Annotated in this window: 18 protein-coding genes and 1 tRNA gene; 7 read left to right on the top strand and 12 right to left on the bottom strand. The window is 46.5% G+C overall.

The genetic code is table 11. The annotated features are described in order from the left end of the window. Positions 1–1045 precede the first annotated feature (1045 nt). The 4 genes from QUB16_RS09335 (at position 1046) to QUB16_RS09320 (ending at position 4848) form a co-directional block, all read left to right on the top strand. Complete coding sequence (locus QUB16_RS09335; protein ID WP_278187376.1) at positions 1046–1354, top strand: HU family DNA-binding protein; 309 nt, start codon at positions 1046–1048, stop codon at positions 1352–1354. 15 nt (positions 1355–1369) lie between these two features. Continuing rightward, positions 1370–2650, top strand: coding sequence for a threonine-phosphate decarboxylase (locus tag QUB16_RS09330; RefSeq protein ID WP_333315695.1), 1281 nt, complete (start codon positions 1370–1372; stop codon positions 2648–2650). 398 nt (positions 2651–3048) lie between these two features. Further along, complete coding sequence (locus QUB16_RS09325) at positions 3049–4527, top strand: NAD(P)/FAD-dependent oxidoreductase (RefSeq protein WP_333315694.1); 1479 nt, start codon at positions 3049–3051, stop codon at positions 4525–4527. A gap of 153 nt (positions 4528–4680) precedes the next feature. Then, positions 4681–4848, top strand: coding sequence for a hypothetical protein (locus QUB16_RS09320; protein WP_333315693.1), 168 nt, complete (start codon positions 4681–4683; stop codon positions 4846–4848). 49 nt (positions 4849–4897) lie between these two features. Here QUB16_RS09320 and QUB16_RS09315 read toward each other — a convergent pair whose 3' ends face one another. Further along, positions 4898–5164 (bottom strand): hypothetical protein, encoded by a 267-nt coding sequence (locus QUB16_RS09315; RefSeq protein WP_333315692.1) that lies wholly within the window; start codon positions 5162–5164, stop codon positions 4898–4900. Between the two features lie 354 nt (positions 5165–5518). Here QUB16_RS09315 and QUB16_RS09310 point away from each other — a divergent pair, with 354 nt between their 5' ends. Further along, entirely contained in the window at positions 5519–10990 is a 5472-nt protein-coding gene (locus QUB16_RS09310) for an AAA family ATPase (protein WP_333315691.1), read from the top strand. Between the two features lie 416 nt (positions 10991–11406). Here the strand turns inward: QUB16_RS09310 and QUB16_RS09305 are convergent. The 8 genes from QUB16_RS09305 to QUB16_RS09270 all read right to left on the bottom strand — a co-directional run bounded on the left by QUB16_RS09305 (position 11407) and on the right by QUB16_RS09270 (position 18886). Next, positions 11407–11493, bottom strand: a tRNA-Ser gene (locus QUB16_RS09305). A 60-nt stretch (positions 11494–11553) separates the two neighbouring features. Continuing rightward, positions 11554–14163, bottom strand: coding sequence for a ComEC/Rec2 family competence protein (locus tag QUB16_RS09300; protein WP_333315690.1), 2610 nt, complete (start codon positions 14161–14163; stop codon positions 11554–11556). Positions 14164–14401: 238 nt separating this feature from the next. Continuing rightward, positions 14402–14881, bottom strand: a complete 480-nt coding sequence (locus QUB16_RS09295) for a DUF4079 domain-containing protein (protein ID WP_015176986.1) — start codon at positions 14879–14881, stop codon at positions 14402–14404. Positions 14882–15724: 843 nt separating this feature from the next. Beyond that, entirely contained in the window at positions 15725–16063 is a 339-nt protein-coding gene (locus QUB16_RS09290; protein WP_015176985.1) for a DUF1815 family protein, read from the bottom strand. Between the two features lie 317 nt (positions 16064–16380). Continuing rightward, positions 16381–17112 carry a RadC family protein gene (radC, locus tag QUB16_RS09285; protein WP_333315689.1) on the bottom strand — a complete coding sequence of 244 codons (732 nt, stop codon included), beginning with the start codon at positions 17110–17112 and terminating at the stop codon, positions 16381–16383. Between the two features lie 122 nt (positions 17113–17234). Next, complete coding sequence (locus tag QUB16_RS09280; RefSeq protein WP_333315688.1) at positions 17235–17453, bottom strand: excalibur calcium-binding domain-containing protein; 219 nt, start codon at positions 17451–17453, stop codon at positions 17235–17237. A gap of 264 nt (positions 17454–17717) precedes the next feature. Continuing rightward, positions 17718–18122 carry a hypothetical protein gene (locus tag QUB16_RS09275; protein WP_333315687.1) on the bottom strand — a complete coding sequence of 135 codons (405 nt, stop codon included), beginning with the start codon at positions 18120–18122 and terminating at the stop codon, positions 17718–17720. A 521-nt stretch (positions 18123–18643) separates the two neighbouring features. After that, the gene (locus tag QUB16_RS09270) at positions 18644–18886 is read right to left on the bottom strand and encodes a hypothetical protein (RefSeq protein WP_333315686.1); all 243 of its coding nucleotides are present in this window, start codon (positions 18884–18886) and stop codon (positions 18644–18646) included. 238 nt (positions 18887–19124) lie between these two features. Here QUB16_RS09270 and QUB16_RS09265 point away from each other — a divergent pair, with 238 nt between their 5' ends. Further along, positions 19125–20141, top strand: coding sequence for a succinate dehydrogenase/fumarate reductase iron-sulfur subunit (locus tag QUB16_RS09265; RefSeq protein WP_333315685.1), 1017 nt, complete (start codon positions 19125–19127; stop codon positions 20139–20141). 94 nt (positions 20142–20235) lie between these two features. Continuing rightward, a complete protein-coding gene (locus tag QUB16_RS09260) occupies positions 20236–20424 on the top strand; it encodes a chlorophyll a/b-binding protein (RefSeq protein ID WP_333106934.1) in 189 nt (62 codons plus the stop codon). Between the two features lie 239 nt (positions 20425–20663). Here QUB16_RS09260 and QUB16_RS09255 read toward each other — a convergent pair whose 3' ends face one another. The 3 genes from QUB16_RS09255 to QUB16_RS09245 form a co-directional block, all read right to left on the bottom strand. Beyond that, positions 20664–21284 carry a pre-peptidase C-terminal domain-containing protein gene (locus QUB16_RS09255; protein ID WP_333315684.1) on the bottom strand — a complete coding sequence of 207 codons (621 nt, stop codon included), beginning with the start codon at positions 21282–21284 and terminating at the stop codon, positions 20664–20666. A gap of 276 nt (positions 21285–21560) precedes the next feature. Then, positions 21561–23012, bottom strand: coding sequence for a DVUA0089 family protein (locus QUB16_RS09250; RefSeq protein ID WP_333315683.1), 1452 nt, complete (start codon positions 23010–23012; stop codon positions 21561–21563). A gap of 111 nt (positions 23013–23123) precedes the next feature. Further along, entirely contained in the window at positions 23124–24248 is a 1125-nt protein-coding gene (locus tag QUB16_RS09245) for a redoxin domain-containing protein (RefSeq protein ID WP_333315682.1), read from the bottom strand. Positions 24249–24291: the final 43 nt, after the last annotated feature.

Genomic DNA, 24291 nt, shown 5'->3' with positions numbered 1-24291 from the left:
AAGCTAAAGTCCTCTAAAAGAGGACTAAAGAACTCATTAGTCCTATGCAAAAGGACTATAAATCACTCTTTCAGTCGTCTTCAGACGACTTCAGCTATGAGACAGGGACTTCAGTCCCTGGCGGTGGAAGAAGGCATTGCTGTCAAGTTTCCACGCTCTTTCCCCTGAGTCGGACAGTCCGACAGTCCGACAGTCCGACAGGGACTGAAGTCCCTGCCTCAAAGCTAAAGTCCTCTAAAAGAGGACTAAAGAACTCATTAGTCCTATGCAAAAGGACTATAAATCACTCTTTCAGTCGGTTTTAACCGACTTCAGCTATGAGACAGGGACTTCAGTCCCTGTCGGTGGAAGAAGGCATTGCTCTCAACCTTCCACGCTCTTTCCCCTGAGTCCGACAGTCCGACAGGGGTTGAAACCCCTGCCTCAAAGCGAAAGTCCTCTCAAAGAGGACTCAAGAACTGATTAGTCCTATGCAAAAGGACTATCAATCACTCTTTCAGTCGTCTTCAGACGACTTCAGCTATGAGACAGGGACTTCAGTCCCTGGCGGGTTTCGGGAGAATGAAACAGCCCTGCCCCACGGGGAAAGAAAGAGGGGAAAGAAAGAAGGAAGAAGGAAAAAACTTTTCCTTTAGCCCTTGACAAATTACATTTTATTCTTTCTATTTCTTCTTTTTTTATGCTTTCAAATCCACCGAGGCGAGAAATCTTCTCTCCAATGTGGTATTTTTTTACCTAAATTTTGGGATTAATTACAAAAATTACCAAGTTCCATATAAATTAAAGGTTCCACCGATCCATAACGGTCGGCAAGACTTTAGAATAATGCAGTGAAAATTAGATGCTGTGGGGTTTTCAGCAGTTAGAAACAAAAATTCCTTTTCTGACCAATTATCCTAGGGTAATTGGTATTCAGCAGGAGTTGTGATTCGGGGAAGCGGACGGGAGCAATCGGGAACCACCCAAACCTCCCAATCCACACCTCAATCCAGTTGATAACTCACAGCTAATAGTTGAACTAACTCTGTTTAACGTAATTTTGCAAATCCAGAAGGAGTTCGCAATGAACAAAGGTGAATTGGTTGATGCAGTCGCGGAAAAGGCTAGCGTGACGAAAAAACAGGCAGATGCTGTTTTGAGTGCCGCCCTCGAAGCAATCATGGAAGCTGTCTCCGATGGCGACAAGGTGACGCTGGTCGGTTTTGGCTCGTTTGAGTCGCGGGAACGCAAGGCCCGCGAGGGTCGCAATCCCAAAACTGGTGACAAGATGGAAATCCCGGCAACCAGAGTTCCTGCATTTTCCGCAGGGAAGTTGTTTAAGGACAGAGTTGCACCGCCGAAAAACGCAGAATAGCTGGCGAACTGAGTCTTGATTAGACCTGTACACGGTGGGAATTTAGCTTGGGCAGCCGCACTGGCAGGCTGCCCTGCCTCTGCTATTGTCGATTTTTCTGCGAGTATCAGTCCTTTGGGCCCTCCTGAGTCGGCCCTGGCTGCGATTCAATCACACTTGAGCAGTCTGACGGCTTACCCAGACCCAGATTATGGGGAGCTCAGGACTGCTTTGGGTGAGGCTTTGAATGTTGACCGGGATTGGATTTTGCCGGGGAATGGTTCGGCGGAATTGTTGACTTGGGCGGCTTGGGATTTGTCGAAGCTGGAGGCGACTTATTTGGTGACTCCGGCTTTTGGCGATTACTCGCGGGCTCTTTCGGCTTTCGGCGCGCAGGTGCTGAATTGTCCTTTGGATCTTAAATCTTGCACCATTGTCAAGAACGGGCAAGATGCCCATTCCACAAGAGATGAATTTTGTGGAACAGGCATCTTGCCTGTTCCTAAACAAGTAATTGAGAATGGTGCCACATCTGAGTTGGATCTGAAATCGTTGGACGTTGGGACTGGAAGCCGGTTAGAAACCGATGATTTGTCGGTTTCTAACCGTTCCCTTGTCTCCCCTTCTCTCCGTCTCCCGGTTCCTCTTGCTCTCGATGCCCCCTCTCGACGAGGTTTGCTCCTGAACAACCCGCACAATCCTACGGGTTTGCTGTTTGGTAGGGAGGCGATTTTGCCTTATTTGAAGCAGTTAGCTATGGTGGTGGTGGATGAGGCCTTTATGGACTTTCTACCCCCTTCTGAGCAGGAAACTTTGATCGATGCTGTTGAGGAGTTTCCGAATTTGGTGATTTTACGATCGCTCACTAAATTCTATTCTCTGCCGGGACTGCGGTTGGGCTGCGCGATCGCCCATCCCGATATTCTGCGCCGCTGGCAGTTGCTGCGCGATCCTTGGCCTGTAAATGCTTTGGCTGCTGCTGCTGCTGCTGCTGTGGTGCGAGATACTGTTTTTGAGCGGCAAACTTGGGATTGGCTGCCTGTTGCTCGCCGAGAGCTATTTGAGGGTTTGGCTAATTTGCCGGGTTTGCAGCCAATTGCCGGGGCGGCTAATTTCTTGTTGGTTGAGTCGTCGATGTCGGTTTCTTCTATTCAAAAAAGTCTGTTGGAACGACACCGGATTTTGATTCGGGATTGTTTGAGTTTTCCTGAGTTGGGCGATCGGTTTTTTCGGGTGGCTGTGCGTTCCAAGGCGGACAATCTGCGACTGATTGCTGGACTTAAAGAAGTCATTAGTCAGTTGACAGTTGACAGTTGACGGTTGACGGTTGACAGTTGACGGTTGTCAGTTGACGGTTGACGGTTGACTGTTAACAACCAATAAAAGTTGACAAACCGATTTTATTGGTCGTTGGAGCGCACTTCCCAAGAAACCCGGTTTCTCTGATAAATCTTGGATTTTGCAGCGAAGTATCTAGGAAGAAACCGGGTTTCTGACCCCGCGCACCGATCGTCCTAAACTAATGACTACTGACTAATGACTACTGACTACTGACAATCAAGCATCCAGGATACCCGCCCCCGGATTCATCCGTCCAGAAATAAAAAACCTGTATCCGATGAAAGTTGCCCCTCGAATTTATCCGTGGTCAATGCTTCAATTCTTTAATCTAAAATCTAAAATCTAAAATCTAAAATCGATTGACTTCTTTATTTATGCTTGACTATGATTTAGTGATTATTGGTGGAACTCCGGCCGGACGTTATGCTGCTTTGACTGCAACTAATTTCCCGGCCCGCGTTGCTTTGGTGGAACCGCTAAGTAATTCCCAAGATTTGCCGACTGGGGGGAAAGAGTCGATCGACCTTGGTTTGAGATACAGCCAAACTTTGAGGGAGGCTGCTCGTTTTGCCCAGCAGATCGGCCGCCAGCAGTTGGGGGTTCGCTGGGAAGTCGCGAATTCCTCCATGCCGCTCAAATTGCGGTTTGACGGGGTTCTCAAGTGGGCAGATGATGTTGTTTCTAATTTGTCAGAGATTGATTCTCTCGGCCTTTTGGCTGCTCGCGGGGTCGATGTTATTTTTGGCAACGGCGAGTTTGTTGCGAAACCGGATTTGGCTTTTGTTGTCGGCGGGCGAAAATTGCGATCGCTATGTTATTTGCTAGCTTGTCCAACTCTGCCGGCGATTCCCAATATTGAAGGACTTTCGTCTGCTGGCTTTTTTACTTCGGAAACTGTCGGGGAATTAGCAAAACTTCCAGAGTTGCCTAAAAGTTTGGCTGTAATCGGTGCCGATCCCAGCGGTGTCGAAGTGGCTCAGACTTTTGCTCGCCTGGGGGTTGCTGTTACTTTGGTGGTGAAAAGTTCGCACATTTTGGCTAAAGAAGACCGGGAGGCTGCTGGTTTGGTGCAAGCTGGAATGGAAGCTGAAGGAGTGCGGATTCTGACTGCAACTGAGGTGACTCAAGCTAGGGTGATTGAGGGTAAAAAGTGGATTCAAGCTGGGCCAAGGGCGATCGAAGCTGAGGAGATTTTTCTGGCTGCAGGTAGAGGACACAATTTTTCATCGTTAAATCTCGAAGCGGCTAAGGTTAAATTCAGCTATCGGGGGGTTATTTTAAATGAAAAGCTGCAAACAACTAATCACCGCATTTACGCGATCGGCGATGTTGCTGGGGGTTATCCGTTCCCTCACATCGCTAATTACGAAGCTGCGGTTGCTGTGAAAAATGCTTTGTTTTTGCCAATGTTTCAAATAGATTATCGCGGGATTCCTTGGGCGATTTTTTCCGATCCGCAATTGGCGAGGGTTGGCTTGACTGAAGCGCAAGCAAGGCGCCGTTTTGGAGACGATCTCATTGTTTGTCGGGAATATTTCAAGAATGTTGAAAGAGCTCAAATGTCTGGGGATACAACTGGTTTTTGTAAGATTGTCGGGCGTCGCAACGGGGAGATTTTGGGAGCGAGTATTGTGGGGCCTCAAGCTGCTGAGTTGATTCACGCGATCGCTTTGGCTGTGCGTCACGGGATGAAGGTTGAGGCGATCGCCCAACTTCCTTATATTTGGTCGAGTTTTTCGGCAATTAACGGTCAAACTGCTTCTGTTTGGGAGTCGCAGCGCTTGGGCAGCAATACTTTTTCGCGCAATTTATGGGAGAATTTGTTTCACTGGCGCAGGTATTGGAATAAGTAAAGAAATCCAATGTTTGTAGTAGGATTTTTTGAATTTTATATGCTTAGCGCACAATTAAAAAGTAATTTGCTAATCAACTCACTCTGCCCTAAAATTGTGTGTAAATAAATAATATCAATTCCGGTAACACTCATACATGATGGGGAGTGCGGAGTGGGGAGTCGTCCGTGGGGGAATGTGGAATTGTGCGACCTTGACTTTATCATTCCCATCCAACTGGAAACGATATCAGACGCTCAGAAACCGGGTTTTTTAGCTCACCGAAATGAAAACCGCGATCGGAAATCGTCGGGGCGATCGTCCGTTGGCGTAGCGATATAAGTAAAAAAACTTGTAAAAAAAAACTTAGCCGACTGCCTGCGGCGCTGCCTCAATTGCCAGATCCCGCGAGCGATCGCTGACGAACCCTCATCTCTGCTTGCAGTGGGTGATTTACTTGGGCTAGTTTCATTGTCCGCTTCTGAACTTTGGCATTTAATGCCTGATTCACTTCTGAGAGTTGGGCAGCTTGTGGTGGCATCGGGGCAAATAATTCACCTTGCCATCTGCCGACTCCCAAGCGATCCGCAATCTGGCGAACCAACTCGATTTCCTCTGCTTGCGGCTTTAAATCCAGAGCCGCCCGAATTCTACTCATGACATTAAATTACGATCTAAACTAGATATTAGATCCTTGAAGGCGATCGCCTTCAAGCATCGCTCGCAAAAACACTCTTAAGTACCTGATTAGCGTCTTAAGTTCCTCTGCCATGAACGGCGGTCATTCAATCAGCCTTAGTTAAGTCATTTTTTACTTAGTCTCAACTGAAGTATCAACAGCTATTACATAAAATATTAAGTGGGGTTTTTAAAATCCCTTTTTCATAATTTGAACTCCCAAAATATGTTAAGAAAAATGTAATTAATGAATAGCACAGCAGATAGAGGGACAATAGTAGATATCAACTATAAGAAGCTTCAGACTTGACAGAAGCAGTAGGAATACGTAGATATGGCTAGCATAACAAATCTTGTTCTAGGATATCACATTAACGAGCAAATATACGCAGGTAATCGAACTCTAGTTTATCGTGGCATTCGCTCGGAAAATGGGCAACCCGTCGCGATCAAACTGCTGCGAAATGACTTTCCCAGCTTCAACGAGCTGGTTCACTTCCGCAACCAATACGTCATTGCTAAAAACTTAGAGATCCCTGGCAGTGTCAAGGCATACAGCCTGGAGACTTACCACAACCACTATGCTCTGGTGATGGAAGACTTTGGCGGAATTTCCTTAAGTAGCTACCTCGCTCGTCTAGCAGAAGCTAGCCAGGAGCCCCTAGAAGGCTTGCCCGTTAACGAGTTTCTTCCCATTGCCATTCAAATTGCCAACTCCCTTGACGGACTTTATCACCACCACGTCATCCATAAAGACCTCAAACCCGCCAACATTCTCATTAACCCCAGCAGCAAACAAGTCAAGCTGATTGACTTCAGCATCGCTTCCCTGCTACCGCGCGAAACCCAAGAAATTCAAAATCCCAACGTGCTTGAAGGCACTTTACCTTACATATCTCCCGAACAAACTGGGCGAATGAACCGAGGCATTGATTACCGCACAGATTTCTACTCGCTGGGAGTTACATTCTACGAACTGCTGACGAGACAGTTGCCTTTCCAAAGCGAAGATCCAATAGAGTTAGTACACTGTCACCTTGCCAAGCAGCCTATTCCAGTCCATCACCTTAACAAAAGCGTTCCATTGGTGCTGTCTGAAATTGTTAGCAAACTGATGGCGAAGAATGCTGAAGATAGGTATCAAAGTGCTCTAGGACTCAAGTTTGATTTGGAAACTTGTTTATTCCAGTGGCAAGAGACAGCAGCGCTGACTAATTTTAAAATAGGGGAGCGAGATTTGTGCGATCGCTTCATCATCCCAGAAAAGTTGTACGGTAGAGAAAGCGAAGTATTCTCCCTGCTATCGGCCTTCGAGCGCGTCAGTGCCGGAAGCACCGAAATGATGCTCGTTGCCGGTTTCTCAGGCATTGGCAAAACCGCTGTCGTTAACGAAGTTCACAAACCAATTGTGAGACAGCGAGGCTACTTTATTAAAGGAAAATTCGATCAATTTCAACGCACCCTTCCCTTTACAGTATTTGTCCAAGCTTTTCGCGATTTAATGGGACAATTGCTATCGGAGACCGATGCTACACTTGAACAATGGAAGTTGGAAATTTTGGCTGCTTTGGGCGAGAATGCTCAGGTGATAGTTGAAGTCATTCCTGAACTAGAACGTATTATCGGAAAGCAAGCGCCAGTCCCCGAAGTTTCGGGAAGTGCTGGTCAAAATCGCTTCAATTTGTTGTTTGAAAAATTCATTCAAGTCTTCACAACAAAAGACCATCCTGTAGTGCTTTTTTTGGACGATTTGCAATGGGCAGACTCAGCCTCGTTAAAATTAATTCAACTGCTGATGAGCGACGTTGATAACCGCTATCTCTTTTTAATTGGAGCTTATCGGGATAACGAAGTTTTTCCAGCACATCCATTGATGCTGACGTTAGCAGAAATTCAAAAAACTGAAGCAAAGGTGAATACTATTACCTTAGCACCACTTGAGCGAGCCGACGTAAATTGTTTAGTTGCCGATACTCTAGCTTGTTCTACAGCGTTGGCTCAGCCTTTGACAGAACTCGTTTATCAAAAAACCCAAGGCAATCCATTTTTCAGCACACAATTCCTCAAATGTTTGCATGAAGATGGGCTGATTGAATTTAATTTTGACGCTCGGTATTGGCAGTGCGATATTGCTAGAGTGCGAACCTTGGCACTAACAGATGATGTTGTAGAATTTATGGCACTTCAGTTGCGAAAGTTGCCAGCCAAAACACAGGAAGTTTTAAAGTTAGCTGCTTGTATTGGCAATCAGTTCGATTTGGCGACGTTAGCAATTGTTGATGAAAATTCGCCAGAAGAAACCGCATCGGCTTTATGGAAGGCACTACAAGACGGGCTAATTTTACCCATTAGCGAAGTTTATAAGTTTTATCAAGCAGAGGGAAATAGCGAATCTGTAATCGCTCAGGGAAAGAAATATGACCAATTACTAATTACCCATGACCAAGTACCCAAATATAATTTTTTACACGATCGCGTTCAACAAGCAGCTTATTCCCTCATTCCTGAATCCCAAAAGCGCTCTACTCACTTAAAAATCGGTCAACTGTTATTAAAGAATACGCCAGAAGCCGAGCGAGAAGAAAGAATTTTTGATATTGTCAATCACTTAAATGTGGGAGTTGAGCTAATTACTCCGGAGGCAGAACGCGAGCACTTAGCACGATTGAATCTGGTTGCTGGAAAGAAAGCCAAAGGTGCTACCGCTTATGCTGCAGCGGTTGAATATTTCAATATTGCCAAGGAATTACTGACAGCAAATAGTTGGCAGAATCAGTACGAACTAACATTAGCGCTGTATACAGAAGCAGCCGAGGCGGCATATCTAAGCGGTGACTTTGACCGGATGGAGACATTAGCCTCAGTCGTGGAAAGCTGCGCCAAAACCCTACTGGACAAAGTGAAGGTATATGAAGTCCAGATGCAAGCTTGTATGGCGCAAAATAAGCTACAGGAAGCCCTGAATACAGGGTTGCCAGTCTTAAAGCACTTGGGGGTAGAGTTTCCCTCCGATCCCAATTTCTCTGATATCGGACAGGCACTAGGAGAAACCGCGTCAATGTTGAGCGGAAAGGGAACTGAGGACTTAATCGATCTTCCTCTGATGACAGATCCTCAACAACTAGCAACTATAACGATTCTGTCAAGCCTATTTTCTCCTGCCTACGTAGCGCTGCCGCCACTCGTGCCTTTGGTAGTTTGCAAACAGGTCAATTTATCTGTCCAATATGGCAATGCTTCTTTGTCACCCTATGCTTTTGCCATATATAGTTTTCTTCTCTGTGGGATGGGAGATATTGAGCGGGGCTATCAATTAGGTGAACTTGCTTTACGTCTAGTGTCAAAATTAAATGCCAAAGAAATCCAAGCGAAGACATCCGCAATGGTGCATTCTGGCATTCAACCTTGGAAAGAACACCTCAGAAATACCTTACAACCTTTGCTGTCAGATTATTTTTGTGGGCTGGAAACTGGAGAGTTAGAATTTGCTGGCTATGCTATCTATGAATACAGTTATTATTCGTATTTTATTGGCCGGCAACTAACGCAACTCGAACGAGAGATAGCAAGCTACGCAGATGCCGTTAGTAAAATTCACCAGGACGCAGCACTTTCTTATCAAAAAATTTGTTGGCAAGCCGTTTTGAACTTGATAGGACTATCGCAAGATCCATGCCATTTAAAGGGAGAAGCCTACGACGAAGAGACAATGCTGCAACTGTATCATCGAACCAATAACTACCTGGGGATTCATTACTTATACTTGCACAAACTTGTGCTTTCTTATCTGTTGGAAAATTACCCTGAAGCCTTTAAAAATATGGCTCAGATAGAAAGTTATTTGAGCGCAGCTTCAGGCCAGATAACTGTTGCCATCTTCTATTTCTACGATTCTCTAGTGAGGTTGGCGGTGTATTCTGAGACTCCAGAGTCAGAACAACAGGAACTTCTCGACCGAGTACAAGCTAATCAAGAAAAAATCCAAAAATGGGCGCATCATGCCCCCATGAATCATCTGCATAAATTTTATATAGTGGAGGCAGAACGGCATCGGGTTTTAAACCAAAAAATAGAAGCGATCGAGATGTACGACAAGGCTATTGCCCTCGCCAAAGAGAACGAATACCTCAACGAAGAAGCACTGGCTCACGAACTAGCCGCCAAATTCTACTTAGAATGGGGCAAAGAAAAACTGGCAAAACCTTATTTAATTGATGCTTACTATGCTTACGCTCGTTGGGGAGCCAAAGCAAAGATTGACCATCTAGAACAGCGCTATCCCCAATTGCTTGCTGTGATCCTGCAACAGGAGCGAACTCGCCCGAATCCGAGCGAAATAATTCACACATCGACCCATAGTGAATCATCCCTATCTAACACGAATAGAACAATTATCGGTAGCACCAGCAGTTGGGGCTTAGTAGATTTGCCGACCGTTATCAAAGCTTCTCAAGCTCTATCTAGCGAAATTAAACTCGATCAATTGCTCACTACCCTCATGCAAGTGGTGGTGAAGAATGCCGGAGCACAAACCGGAGCATTAATTTTGAATGAAGAGGGAAACTGGAGGATAAACGTCCACTGCACAAACCGTCAAGACTGCCTTCTGCAATCTATTCCGGTTGAGGAGAGCGAAGTAATTCCTCTCACCCTAATCAACTACGTCAAACGTACAAAAGAAACCCTTATTTTTGATGATGCTAGCAATCAACCAAGATTTGCATCTGACCCCTACATAGTCCAACAGCAACCTCAGAGCGTGCTTTGCACTCCGATCAGCGAGCGAGGGAAAATGATGGGGATTTTGTATTTGGAAAATAATTTAGCAACTGGGGTATTCACGGGCGATCGCGTCGCCATCCTCAACATCCTGTGCTCCCAAGCAGCAATTTCCTTACAAAACGCCCGACTCTATCAACAATCCCAGGAATATGCCCAAAAACTAGAGCAGTCTATCCACGATCTCAAACAGATGCAACTGCAATTGGTGCAGGGTGAGAAAATGTCTGCTTTGGGAAATTTAGTCGCAGGGGTAGCCCACGAAATTAACAATCCTGTAGGCTTTATCGCCGGCAACTTGCAACCAGCTCAAGAATACGTGGGGGATTTATTCAATTTGATTGATTTGTATCAAGAAAAATTTCCCCATCCGGGAGTGGAAATTGAAACAGAAATTGAGGATATGGACTTGGAGTATTTGCGAGAAGATTTGCCCAAATTGATTGGCTCGATGAAGGAAGGAGTCGATCGCATTCGCAATATCAGTACGAGTTTGAGAACGTTTTCTAGGGCTGATAGCGATCGACCAGTTTCTTTCAATATTCACGATGGACTTGAAAGCACTCTGCTAATTCTCAAGCACCGTTTAAAGGCCAGCGAGTTCCGCCCTGCCATTGAAATTGTGAAAGAGTATGGTAACTTGCCCCTAGTGAAATGCTTTCCCGGACAGTTGAACCAGGTATTTATGAATGTGCTGGCTAATGCCATTGACGCTCTGGAGGAGTCAAATAAGGGTCGGAGTTTTAGTGAAATTAAAGCCCTACCTAATCGAATCACGGTTCAAACTGCTCTGAGCGAAGACCCAACTCAGGTTTTGATTTGCATTAAGGATAATGGAGTGGGGATGTCAAACGAAGTCAAGGAAAACATCTTTAACCACTTATTCACTACCAAGTCTGTGGGTCAAGGAACTGGATTAGGATTGTCTATAGCCCACCAAATTGTTGTGGAAAAACATGGAGGTACATTAGTGGTGAATTCTTCCCTGGGTCAGGGTTCGGAGTTTGTTATTTCTATTCCGGCGTGAGCAATTCGTAGTAGGGATCTAGCGCAATTAGTGCCGCCTCGCAACTACGAGCCACGTTATTAGAAGAAACAGGAAACGGGGCACGGGGAACGAGCAATAGGCTAGGAGTTTTCGTGCTCGGAACTAGCGACTATGGACTAGGGAAACAAAGAATCTCGACTAATTCCCCCATCCTCCGCCCGCACCTTATTGGTGATTGAGACAGCGGTTTGCAACCGCCCGCTTTACCAACTCTCTTCGCTTTTTTTGTGCCCGGTTTTGAGTTAAGAGTTCCCTGGAGATTTTCAGCCTCTACCTTACCCAAATGAAAACCGCTATCATGCTACTGAGATTGTGGAGTTGAATTTCATAACATGATAAGGTGCGCGCACCCTAGGTTAATAAGGTGCGCGCTTGACGCTTGACGCTGAGATGTACGGAGAGGGTGGGATTTGAACCCACGTTAGAGTCACCCCTAAAGTAAATTTCGAGTTTACCGCATTCAACCGCTCTGCCACCTCTCCAATTAACTTGAGATGCGAGCTAAAATTATTTTACCGCACAGTGCGCCACATTGTAAATCCTTATAAAAAAGAAGTTTGATTTTCTTCCGATTCCAGAGTGGTCTTAAATCCCCCTGCTGGAGTCCACTGGAGGGCTCCGTCGCGCCCTGTCCAGAATATCTGAGTTTTGCTTTGGCGCAGTTGGGCTGCGGTTTCTGGGTCGATTTCGTCAGCAGATGCGATCGCCACTTGCGGCCCAACCGCGCCCAATAACTCAGCCGTCAGGGTTTTTCCCGACCACCACAGCACTTGAGCCGGCTTCAAGGTTCCCGTTGCTGCCAATTTTTTTTGCGCTTCCGGTGTCATTTCACCGACGAGCAACCAAGTTCGATTTCCCACCAGGAATTCTACCACCGGAATCTCCGCATTCACGAACTGCAACCGCGTCGAACCCAGATCAACTGTACTGTTAGTTTCTAAAGGAAAGTAAACGCCTTGGCGAGATTGCACAGCCGTCATAAATTCCTGATTGTTGCTACGGTAAATTTGTTTCGGAGCGTTATTATCATAAAACGTTTTAATTGGCAAGCGTTCTAGTAATTTTCCCCAACCACTGCTCAATCCTAAATGACCGTGAGTGGCGATCGCAAAATTCACAGAATTAACTCCTTGCTGCTGCAAAAAAGGCAACACTGTAAACCTTACGGTATTTTCATCACCGCTATTAATTAGCGCCACTTTTCCCCTATCTTGAATTACTAAAACAGGCTCACCAGATGTCGCCAGCAAAGTAACTTGAAATAAAGATGATTGAACGTGCCAAGCTGGCAAAACTATGATAGCAGTTCCCGCCACAACCGCCAGCGGTAAAATCCAAGCAGATGAAAAACTCGGCAGCGCAATAACTCTACTTTTCCCCTTTTTCCCTTTCCCCTTTTCTTGGTTTTTTCCTCTGACTGCTTCCGGCTTCCCTCTTTTTTCTTCCTTCCTCCTTCTATCCGTTACATCCCGTACAGTGCTCGTTGCCGAACTTCCCCCGATCCAAACCCAGCAAATTAAACTGTAAAGCGCTATTAGCTGAAACACCGATACTTGACCGACAGCTACCGAATTACCGGGTAATTGCGAGAAATATTCGGCGATCGCAATTAACCCCTTTGCCGGATAGTCCAGCAGTTGCGCTAAAACACTGCCAGCCGGCGGAAAAATCAATCCAGCTAAAGCGCTAACCATCCCCCCAATACTCAAAATCCACAGCAAAGGAGCCGCAATAATATTAACTAAAATGCTGTAAGGTGATACGACGCTAAAAACGTAAAGTAACAGCGGCAGCACCCAAACTGAAGCCGCGATCGGAACCACAACAATCGAAGCGATCGCGGGCGGCATCCAGTCCAACTTTGCCATCAGCGGGGGCGTTGTCACGATTAACCCCAAAGTCGCCAAAAAACTCAATTGGAAACCTAAATCCCAAATCCACAAAGGGTTAACCAGCAGTAAAATAGTAGCAGCCATTAACAGCAATCCCAGCGGCTTAACTTGGCGGCTGAGCACCAAAGCAAATAGTGTTCCAAATCCCATCAAAGCGGCGCGGCATACTGATGGTTCAAAGCCAGTTAATCCCACGAGCAAAAATAAAGCACCGACGCCAAAGCTAAATTGCAATTGTTTGGAAAAACGCCTGGTTAAAGCTAGAACTAAAGCCAAAACCATCGAAACTTGAGTGCCGGAAGCTGCGATCGCGTGGGCCAATCCAGCCTGCACAAAATAGTCTCGGATGTTGTAAGGTAAATCTACTGCTTGTTTGCCGAGGGCGATCGCACTGATCAAGGGCCCTTCGGGAACATTTAACTGCGATAGTTGCGATCGCACGATCCGCTGCCGCATCGCTTGAATTTTCGATGGCTGCATCCCGCTGGGCTCCCAGAAAGCATCCGCTTGGTTGTTAACTCGATTTACATCCGCGATCGCATTTTCTCTCTTCCAATCAATCTGACGCCCTTTGAGCCCTGCAAAAGCTCCTTCTCTGGCTAAATATGCTTGAAAATCAAAAGCCCCCGGATTCGACGGCGGCTGCGGTTTGTACAAGGAGCCCACAACTGCGATCGTATTGTCGGCGTACAAACTTGTTGCTTGCAGGAGGGGCACTGTAACGTAGAGTTTGCCTGATACTGGGCGGTTGACAACTACTCCTCCCTCGCCGCCGTTGATTTCGCTAACTAAATCTGTTTCTAGCCAAAATTGCGATCGACCCGATCGAGTCAATCGAGGCGTACTGACAACTCTACCGCGAACTGTCACTGCCACTTCTTGAGTGTTTCCAACCGCCGGGATCAGTTTGCTGATGTCATCTATTGCCGGTTGGGGCGATCGAACTGCAAAATAAACGCTAGCTAGAAATGCCAGCAAACCCGCAACTGCCCACACCCATTTCGCTCTCGGCAGCCTCTCCAACAAACTCAATTCTTCCCTCGCATCTAAGGGTTCTTCAAGAGCATTTTCTTTTTGTCTGCTGCGTCTTTTCTTAGTAACTTGGACAGAAGTTTTAGTATATTTTCGCAACAATTTTGGCAGGGCGATCGCTACCGCTATTCCCAAAGCAAGTATCGCGTATCTACCCCAAGAAACCGCTGTAGAAATCAATCCCAAAATGTAGGCAAGACAGAAGATGACACCCGTTGCTTGATTCATTAATTAGCAAGTAATTAGCAATTTTTACTGTCAAAAGTAGAGTGGGTTTCAGTCCAGAACACATAATATCAATTCCGGTTATATCGGAATGATTTAACCACAGAGAACGCAGAGAACGCAGAGGAACAGAAGAGAGAGAGACGAATAATGCCGATGAAGAGAGGATTTCATATAACCTCTGTATGTAGGGTACACATTGCGACCCTACATATACTACCACTGCCTGATAAGTCTTCTTCTAAATAGACAGCCCCAATTTTAAACCGAAAGCCGCGTGCAGCACCATAAGTGCAAGGGCCGTCGTGCCTAAATAAGCGTGAACCGCGCGCAGTGCTAGCTTATTGCCCCCAAAACCCGTTAGCGAAATCAAGCTGCCAACAGCCAGCAAAACCAGCACTGCCGAACCCGTCCAAAAATGCGGACTTTCCATGACTGGCTGGTGCTGCATCACCAGCGACAGCAAGCCGCCTGTATAGCCCAAAGCTAGAAACAGAAACATCCACGGTGCAAGCTTGCGGTGATCCGAGCGACTTTTGAGTGCGACATCTTTATCGGTGGCCAAACGTCCCTGCCATCCCGTATACCCGACAAAACTGCCCATCGCCACCACCACGATCCCCATCATTACAGGGTGTCCCCAATGGGTAATTGGTTCGGGAATTCCTAGACTGCGAAATTGACTGGCGATGGGTTCTAGAAGTTCGCTTAAATTTACCATTTGATACTGACTCCAAACTTGGCGATAAATATTTTCGGACTACTCATTAAAATATTATAAAATATTAGTGTAGCAAGTGCGATCGCGATTTTAAAGAGCTGTTTAATATCAAATCCGTGCTTCATCGTCGGGCGTAAAGTTTCCTTCAATCTGCAACCCAATAGAAGCACAATTTTCAGTTTGTGGGCTCACAGTCAACAGTCAACAGTCAACTATCATCAGGAGTGCAACCAGAATCTATCTAACATGATGGTCAAACATTGCGGCGAAGCCTGGATATAGGCAAAACTTAGCCGGCTTGGGCCGGCTGTGAGATGTTTTACAGCAGTGATGCTGCTTCAAGTTAATTTTTAGCCTGATAGGCTAAATCTAAGAGCAAAAATAAACGCCATTCGCCCGCACATCACACCCCGTGGGCTGCCTTTTGCCCAATCTTCACAGCCTCATCCTCACTCTGGATGTTAAATTTTACCTGCCTGCTCAAAGTTAATTTCAATTCCTTGACTTTGGAATGGCCAAGTGAGAAATTAACATCGCAGCCGACGAGCCGTCACACTTCTAAATTTTGCTAATCGTTCTCAAGGGAGAATCAACTTCTGGAAAAAAACTAGAGGTTCCAAGTTTGAGACTTCTGGCATAAAGTATGCCGTCTGCCCAGGCTCACTTCGCGATCGACTGAGTGCTAAACTGTCTGAAGGCACCCTGATAGCACCCTTGGCTGTTGAGCAGCCATCGCTGTGCACCTAAATGAACCCTCTCAACTAATTCGCTGGGGATTCGGTTTTAGCAGACAAGCAACGACTTTCTTGCGTCGCCTTCCTCGGAACCGTGCAATCGCTACACTCACTGCGCCGTCGCTAAAGTAGCTTCCGAAGGTTGGATTTGATACTTTACGAGATTTGCCAGTTCTTGTAACTGATTAATCGCTTCTGCACCTTCTAGTTTCATCAGTTCGCGGTCGTCCCGCATCTCAGTCCAAGTGATACCGTAATCTGACACTAAAAATCGAATCAGATGGTTGTCCGTCAAACTGACCATAAATGAGGCACTGTTCATCTGACCCCCGCAAGTGTAGCAGGATGCCAGATAACCCCGATGCTCTAGCACGATCGCTAAAGCTTGAAGGTTCATTACCAAATCTTGAACGAATTTACGGTGTTGTTCTGCAAGTCTCAGAAACACAGTTCTCCTCCTATCACCACACCGTGTATTTTACATCCCATTTAATAATTTCTTAATAAGTGGGTATTTAGGTGCTGGTTCAGTATACGTTTAGTATGCTCAAAAAAAATCGGATTAGCGACCTCTTCAGCCTACCTATACTAGATTAACCGAGTTGTGCTCGAAACGAAGTATCAGCAGCGACATTCAGCCAAAACAGGCTGTAGCGGGGGACTCCAGCCGGAAAATTGGCCTGCTCTCACGGGTGATTCAGCCGTCGGAGAGCCCAAAGATACAAATAACTAATGATAGTAATGAAATTAGTTAAGTAGAAGAGTTCAATCACCTTGGGGATACTCCTCCCAAAGCGTCGTCGTCTGCCGCAAGCTCAGAAAATCGCCATTCCCCAAAATCAAGTGATCCAGTAGCGGAATCGACAAAAACTGCGCTCCCGCCAGCAACTGTCGCGTCAAAGCAATATCCTCCGGGCTTGGTTCCACAATCCCCGATGGGTGATTGTGCGAGATAATGGCCCGCGTCGCCCCCTGGCGGATCACCTCGCGAAAAATATCCCGTGGATGAGCCAAAGTTTCCGTTGCTGTGCCGATCGTAATTACCTGAGTACCCAGCAGCCGATTTTTCACATCCAGCAACACCACAGCAAAACGTTCCTGAGACTGCCACATCAAATCCTGACTCAGGGCATCCGCCGCCGCTTGGGGAGAGTCAACCACAGCCATTTCCGGCGGCCGCGACTGAAATACCCGCTTCCCCAACTCCACCGCAGCCAAAATCGAAGTCGCCTTAGCAGGGCCAATCCCGTGAATCTGCGTCAACTCCTGAACGCTAATAGTGCGTAGCACAGCCAGAGGATCGCGGGAATGCAAACTCAACTGATTTAAAATATACTGTCCGAGCCCGACGGCGGAAAGTTTGCCGGGTCCCTGACCAGTACCCAGGAGAATCGCAATCAATTCTGCAGTCGCCAAACTTTTCGGGCCACCCGCCATCAGCCGTTCCCGTGGCCGTTCACTCGTTGGCAAATCGACAATTCTCAAGCTGTAAGTCATAGCTGCACCCGCACCGCAAGCTCAACAATTAGACAATTTTAGCCGATCGATTTGCCTTCTTCAATTCGTACAATCACCGAAAAAAGCCTTCATCATTAACCGAGGATTTTGGCAGATCAAATCTAACCCAGCGTTTCACAAGCGATCGAGTCTCGATCTCGATCGAGCTTAAAAGGATCGCCCGGATATGCCTCTAAAACTCGCTGCGCTTCAGCTTGAGTCGCAAAGTCCGAACAGTTGCAATCCGAGTTAACGCAACTCGGAAAATCGGCACTTTTAACCTTTGGTTTAGAAGACTCTTGACATACTCCCCTGCCTAAAGGCGAGAGGATTCTTAACACTTCATCGACCAATGCTACCGAAGTAGTCTTACGAGCGCCTCCATGTTCATTTTAAGTCGTGGCCATGCCCTATCCCGACTATATGTATCGTTTTGTTTAAAAAACATTAACAATACTTTGTTTTGCTTCCAGGTTGGATTTTAACCATTGCCCTTGGGTTTTTCCCTATTACTGGATGAGTCCCGGTTTCAACTCAAGATGAGTATATATCGCTGCAATCTTAGGTGGGGATTTCAACCAATTAAACTATAGCATAAAGCCGTCCTAAAAGGACGGGGCTTGCATCCCATTTTCTCGGTCAATAACTTTCTTGGTATCTTTTTTTGGCTGCTGTGCATCAAGAGCAATCTCTGCGGTTCGTTCAACAGATTTGACTGAAGATGGCAATTTGCGATCGGACTCTGGTTTGGCAACTGCAGGTGCGGCAGCAGAAATTGCAGGTTTCGGTGTTGGTGTCGGCGTTTTAACAGTCTCCGACTTGGGTGTCGGCGCTGCCGAAAGCACTGACGGCTTAGCGGTTTGAGATGATTCTAGCCGATCGCTTGGGGCCGGAGGCGTCACCGAAACTTGGCTTAGCGGATTGGGTGCGGTTACGCCAACAAGTACAAACGAAGCCGCCATCAACCCGCCGTACATCGCGGCCGATCGCTTGCGGGTTGATGCACCCATTTCGGATTAACAATACCCAGAAAGAAAGCAGGGATCGACAATACAAAGATCAAGAGGAAAAAATTAAACATAGCGACTTTTACCAGTAAAAAAGAGAAGTAATCCAGGACGCAGAAACCGGGTTTCTTTTACGAAAATACGAGGTAAAGCACGAAGGATATCTGTTTAAACAACCCGATTTCTTTAATCCCTGTGCGTAAGTCCTGAGAAGTTAACTTCCTTATTTATCGGCAGGCAAACTCACAAATCCCTATGATTTACGAAGTAAACTAGAACGTTGGACACCCGAACTTGGTGTCACCGGCTTTACGAGAGTATTTCTCATTACTAAACCCACGATTTTTTCCTACTGTTCGCGATCGCACTCCGACGCCTATAAGCCGGGGTTTTTAATTGCAGTAAATGAGTAGAAGCAAGTATTTTTCTTAAAAAACTACGTTTCTCGCCCCAACCGGGCGCAAGTCCTGGTAAAATTCTTTGTAATGCTGCCAAAAAAGTGAGAAGCATACCCCCAGCTACGTTCAGCGCAAAGGTGCGCTTACCCTAAATTCTGGCCATTCAGTTGAGACCAGCAGCCCCGATGAAACTGCTTGCGGCGGCTTAGGTGCTGTAACCCCAAGCAAAACGAACGAAACTGCCATCAAGCCGCCGTACAAGGCAGCCGATCGCTTGCGAGTTCCCTGTCCCACCCATTGAGGATTTAGCAGACCCAGACAAAAGGCCGGTGTGGAAAACATGAAAGTTAATACAAACAAGCTGGACATCACGCACCTCCGACTAGCGAATTGCAGCGATTAATTACTTTTATCTCCAATTAATAGCTCACAAATCCGCTTAAAAAAGTTGCAATTTATGATTTATAACTTTAGAATTATTGATGTTTATCAAACAATAATAAAAAATTTAAAATCTCTTACTTTAGGTAGTTGTTAAAAAAATAATAGCTTTCTAAAGAGTCCAAAAATTTAGCTTAAAATAGACACTAAATTCCTTACTCAAAATATGAAAGTCCGCTTTAACGTAGTCCGCCAAAATCAAAACGAGGCCCCCCGGGTTCACACCTACACCCTAGATGTGGAAGAGAGCAATACCATCCTCGACTGCCTCAACAGTATTAAGTGGGAACACGACGGCACTTTAGCTTTTCGCAAAAATTGCCGCAATACAATTTGCGGCAGTTGTTCTATGCGAATTAACGGTCGCTCGGCATTAGCTTGCAAAGAAAATGTAGCCAGCGAACTCGCAAGACTGCAAAAAATAGCGGATTCCAGCTCAGCAGAAAGGCCTACCGATTTCATCCCAGAAATCACCGTCGCCCCAATGGGAAATATGCCGGTCATTAAAGATTTGGTTGTTGACATGACCAGTTTTTGGGACAACCTAGAAGCAGTTGAACCCTATGTCAGCACCGCCTCGCGAGCAATTCCAGAACGCGAATTTCTGCAAACTCCACAAGAGCGATCGAAACTCGACCAAACTGGCAACTGCATCCTCTGCGGTGCGTGCTATTCTGAGTGCAACGCGCGCGAAGTCAACCCGGAATTTGTCGGCCCCCACGCCCTCGCCAAAGCTTACCGCACGATCGCCGACTCCCGCGACAGCGAAACCGAAAATCGACTGGAAAAATACAACGAGGGTACCGCAGGCGTCTGGGGATGCACCCGCTGTTACTACTGCAACTCGGTTTGTCCGATGGAAGTTGCGCCGATGGATCAAATTGGTAAGATTAAACAAGAGATTCTCGATCGCAAAGACGACCAAGCCAGTCGATCGATCCGCCACCGCAAAGTTTTAATCAATCTCGTCAAAGAAGGGGGCTGGATAGACGAGCGCAAATTTGGCATCGAAGTAGTAGGAAACTACTTCCGCGATGTTAAAGGTTTGCTGAGTCTGGGCCCGTTGGGTTTGAGAATGATCGCTCGCGGCAAGTTCCCGCTGTTTTTTGAGCCTTCAGAAGGTACCGAAACCGTGCGAAATCTGATCGAATCGGTTCAAAGTTTAGAAAAGTCAGCAGATTAGCGATCGGCTGTCCTTTTCCTGGTAAATTACAAGTTGTGCGATCGCAAAGCTTCCCAAAAGTCATCACTCAAAACAGGAAACTTAAAACTTTTAAATGACTGCTCAAACTCCTCCATCCCCAAAACCGACAACCCCAAATACCCCAAAACCAGAACCAGCCTTTGGGTGGAATGCCTACGCCGAACAAATCAACGGACGATTTGCGATGGTGGGGTTCGTGGGACTTTTGCTGCTAGAATTCTTCACCCGCCAGGATTTTTTCACCTGGCTGGGCCTGCGTTAAATTAATTTAAATCAATTAAAAATGGAAGCTGAGAAATTATCTATATTTCAGCTTCCTTTTGATTTTTAATAGTTATTTAAAAGAGAGTCTGTCAAATTAGAGGTAAAAGATTATAACATTTATAGTGGCATAAAAACATATGAATTTACCAAAGTGGATAGTAGTTGCTTGTAGTGCGATCGTCCTTGAATTATAGGGACACGGCAATGCCGTGCCCTGACTCCGAAGTTTCGTTCAAACTAATTTCCAGTTGTTTCACGGACGGTCAAACTGTACTTGCCTCTACCTTTTGGAGGCGGATCGTAAGCATTGACAATGACGCGATAGCGACCGTTCGCAGACAAAGTAAGAGTAAGCTCAGAATTAGAATTTTGCTGCGTTGCATCGTCATTTTCTGCAAGTAGCTCACCCTGGGAGTTGAAAATAGCGAGATAAGTATCAAACTCGGTACTTTCTACAGTAACAACGACTTTCTGACCCTGAGTGCCTTCAAAGGTATACTCGTCGTACAAACTGCTGTCCGATGGCAGTACAGAAGACTTAGCAGGGCTGAGTTCTCCGTTTTGCTCTAAAATGACCTTAGATGAACCCGCATCAGGACTCGGCCGAGGTTCTACAGTTGGGCTCTGAGTTGGCGAACTCTGTGGAGATGGCGACGGGTTGGGGCTTGCTTGAGCTAAAACCGCCTTGCCAGCAGGCTTCGCATCAGTTAAATTTGGAGGAAATTCTGCTGAAATGAGGGTGGAACTACTGTTAGGAACTCCACCTACATTTGAAACTGGCAGGGAGACAGTCGGCTTGCCAGAAAAAGTAGCTACCAGAGCAATTGGCGCGATCGCCCAAAATCTAACTTGACGCATGAATTACCTCGATTTGTAACGGAGGAAGAAGGAAGAAGTCAGTAGTCATTAGTCAGTAGTCATTAGTTATTTGTTAGGATCGCAAATTAAATAATTTACACTATTGAAAGTGGGATGGGCGTCCCGCCCGTCCTTTATGCACGGGCGGGACGCCCATGCCACAAGAACAATAAAGATTGTAAGTTATTTAATTCTCATTCCTTAGATGCTACCAATTACCAATGCCCTGTTTGCCCAATTCCCGATTCCCAATTCCCAGTTCCGAATTTTCAATTTTCACCGGACAGTTAGAGTGTAACGACCCCGGCCCGAAGCATCGTAAGCATTGACAATTACGCGATAGCGACCCGTAGCGGGCAAAGTAACGGTCAGAAACGCATTTTTAGTCGAATCGCTCCCATCGTCATTTTCTGCCACTAATCGGCCGTTAGGGTCAAAGATAGCCACATAGGGATCGAAATCTGTACTTTCGAGGGAAATGGCTACAGACTGACCCGATCGACCTTCAAAAGTATACTCTCGATACAGACTGTTGTCAGACGGCAATACTGGGCCGCCTGCGACTAAAGCGCCTTCTTCTTGCAAAATCGCCCGAGAAGGCGCGGTAGGAGCACTCGCTTTCAGTTGTAACGTATAAGCCCCTGACTGCTTAGCTTGGTAGGAATTTGCAACTAACGTGTAAGTCCCGTCTGCTGGCAGCCTGACTGTAATTCTGGCGTTTTTATTCCCGGCCCCGTCATCGTCTTGCGCGATTTCCCGCTGGTTGGGCCCGAGCAAAATTAAATAAGGGTCAATTTCTTGACTTTTCATTTCTATTGTGATTTGCTGGCCCGCTTTTCCCTCAAACGAGTAGAGGTCAAAAAAGCTGTTGTCGGTGGGCAGAACGCTAGACTTGTCGGTGAGGAGGCCGCTGACGGCGGGCCCGTTTAACGCAACTTTTTGAGGTGATTTGTTGCCACCAAAGGGCGATCGGGCTTGAGCCACGCGGGGAGCTCGCCCTTCTCGCACCGCTGTCAGGAAAGCGGGTAATTTGTCTGCGGAAATTGCAAAACCGATACCGATACTGCCACCGCCCCGACCGCGAGTAAAAATAGAAGTATTGACGCCGATTAATTCTCCTGAACTGTTGAGCAGTGGGCCTCCTGAATTGCCGGGATTGATGGCGGCGTCGGTTTGAATTAAGCCCCGCTGCTGGTCGATGCGGCTGACGATTCCGACTGTAAAAGTACCTTGAAATTGACCGAATGGATTGCCGATCGCAAATGCTTGTTGCCCGACTTTCACCGAACCGGGACGGGCTAAAGGAATGGTGGGCAAATTGTTTTGACCGCGAATCTTCACCACGGCTAGGTCTAGACCTTCTTCGCCGAATCCGATGACATCGGCGACAAGTTTTCTGCCGTCTGACAAAATGATATTGACCGTACCGCCTGCCGAAACAACGTGGGCGTTAGTTAACACCATGCCGTCGGGGCTGATAATTGTGCCGCTGCCGTTAGATTTATCTGTATCAACCGTCACAACCGCTGGACTAGCCTTTTCGTAGACTCGAATATTGGTTTGTTCTTCGACATTTTGGGCGATCGCACCCTGGGAATGCACCGAGTTAAATTCCTTTAAATCTGTTGATTGCCGCACAGGGGATGTCGTAACAACTGCAGCAGCGCTGGCTGCAACCCCAACCGTTAAAATTCCCGATACTGCTAAACTTAGAAGTTTGAAATTCATGGCGATCGATTTTAGTATTTAGCGATCGGTAGCTAGGAATTAGGTTTTGTGGTTAACCGCTAACTACCTTCTGTAATTATTTTAGGACTTGTACCACGGTAGTGACATTCCTCACGCCGGTTCTCCAATTCGGGAATCTGAATCAGCAGCTAAATACTTAAAATTAGCTTCTCGTAGCGCAGCATCCTCATTGCCGTAGAAAAAAGACAGCAAAGCAAAACGCTGGCCGCTAATCACCGGCGTCGCTTCATGCAGCAAAGAACACGAAAAAATAATCGCCGTGCCCGAATCCCCTTTATAACCGTGCGGCGCGTACTCTGGAAACCGTAAAAATCCCCCCGTGTACTCTCCCACATTCAAGTTTAGCGTCATCGCAAACCTGCGGTGCAGCGTAGCTTTGCTAGTGTTGTCGCGGTGCGGCAGAAAATAACCGCCGCTGTCAGCATCGTAACAACCTATCAAATACCGCTCAAACCTGGTAATTGTAAACTGAAAAGCTTTTTCTACTTCCGGCCGCACCCGGCGCCAAATAATCGCACTCAATCGCTGCTGTAACTTCGGGTCTTCAATAAAGAAATCTCGGCGCTTCTTGAAAGTGTCGTCGTGCAGACCAACTGTTTTCCCGCCTATTTGCCTCATAAAGCCGGAAGGACTGCCACCGTGAGTTTTGTACATATCGATTAAACTGCGGCAAGATGCTTTGTCCAAAACGTTAGGAATTACCAACACCGGGGCGTGGCGAGTGGCCGATCGGGCTTCCTCAATTGGGGGCAAAGTTTTGAGAAAATCTAATACTTGTTGGGCGTGTTGGTGCGGTTCGCCCATCGGCAAAATATTAATTACCTGAAGGTTTTCGTTGAGAACAAAAGTTTGTGGTGCATAGTGAACTCCGGCAACTCCATTTTCTTCGACATCTCGGAAAACACCGTACTGCTGGCTGACTTTTTTATCTAAGTCCCAGAAAAAGATGAATGACGGAGCAATTGTTGTCGGTTTGTTTTGTTCTTTGTCTGCTGGGTCAACGCTCACTCCGAACCTCGGTACTTGCAAGCTTTGGAATTCTTCTGAAAGCTCTTGAAAGCTTTTGAGGATAACTTGGATTTGTTCAAAAGCTGCGCTGGCAAAGAAAAACAGCACGATTCGCCGGCCGGCAACGGTTGAGAAATGAAATAAGGGGTTATTTGTAGAAGGAATGGAAAACCAGGGAGCCGGATCTCCTATTTCGAGTAATGCCATCTTGCTGATTTGAGATTTGGGATTTTATATTTAGATTATTATG

It is taken from the genome of Microcoleus sp. D3_18a_C4 (assembly GCF_036702415.1).
Lineage (GTDB): Bacteria > Cyanobacteriota > Cyanobacteriia > Cyanobacteriales > Microcoleaceae > Microcoleus.
This window is presented reverse-complemented; position numbering and strand designations above follow the sequence as displayed.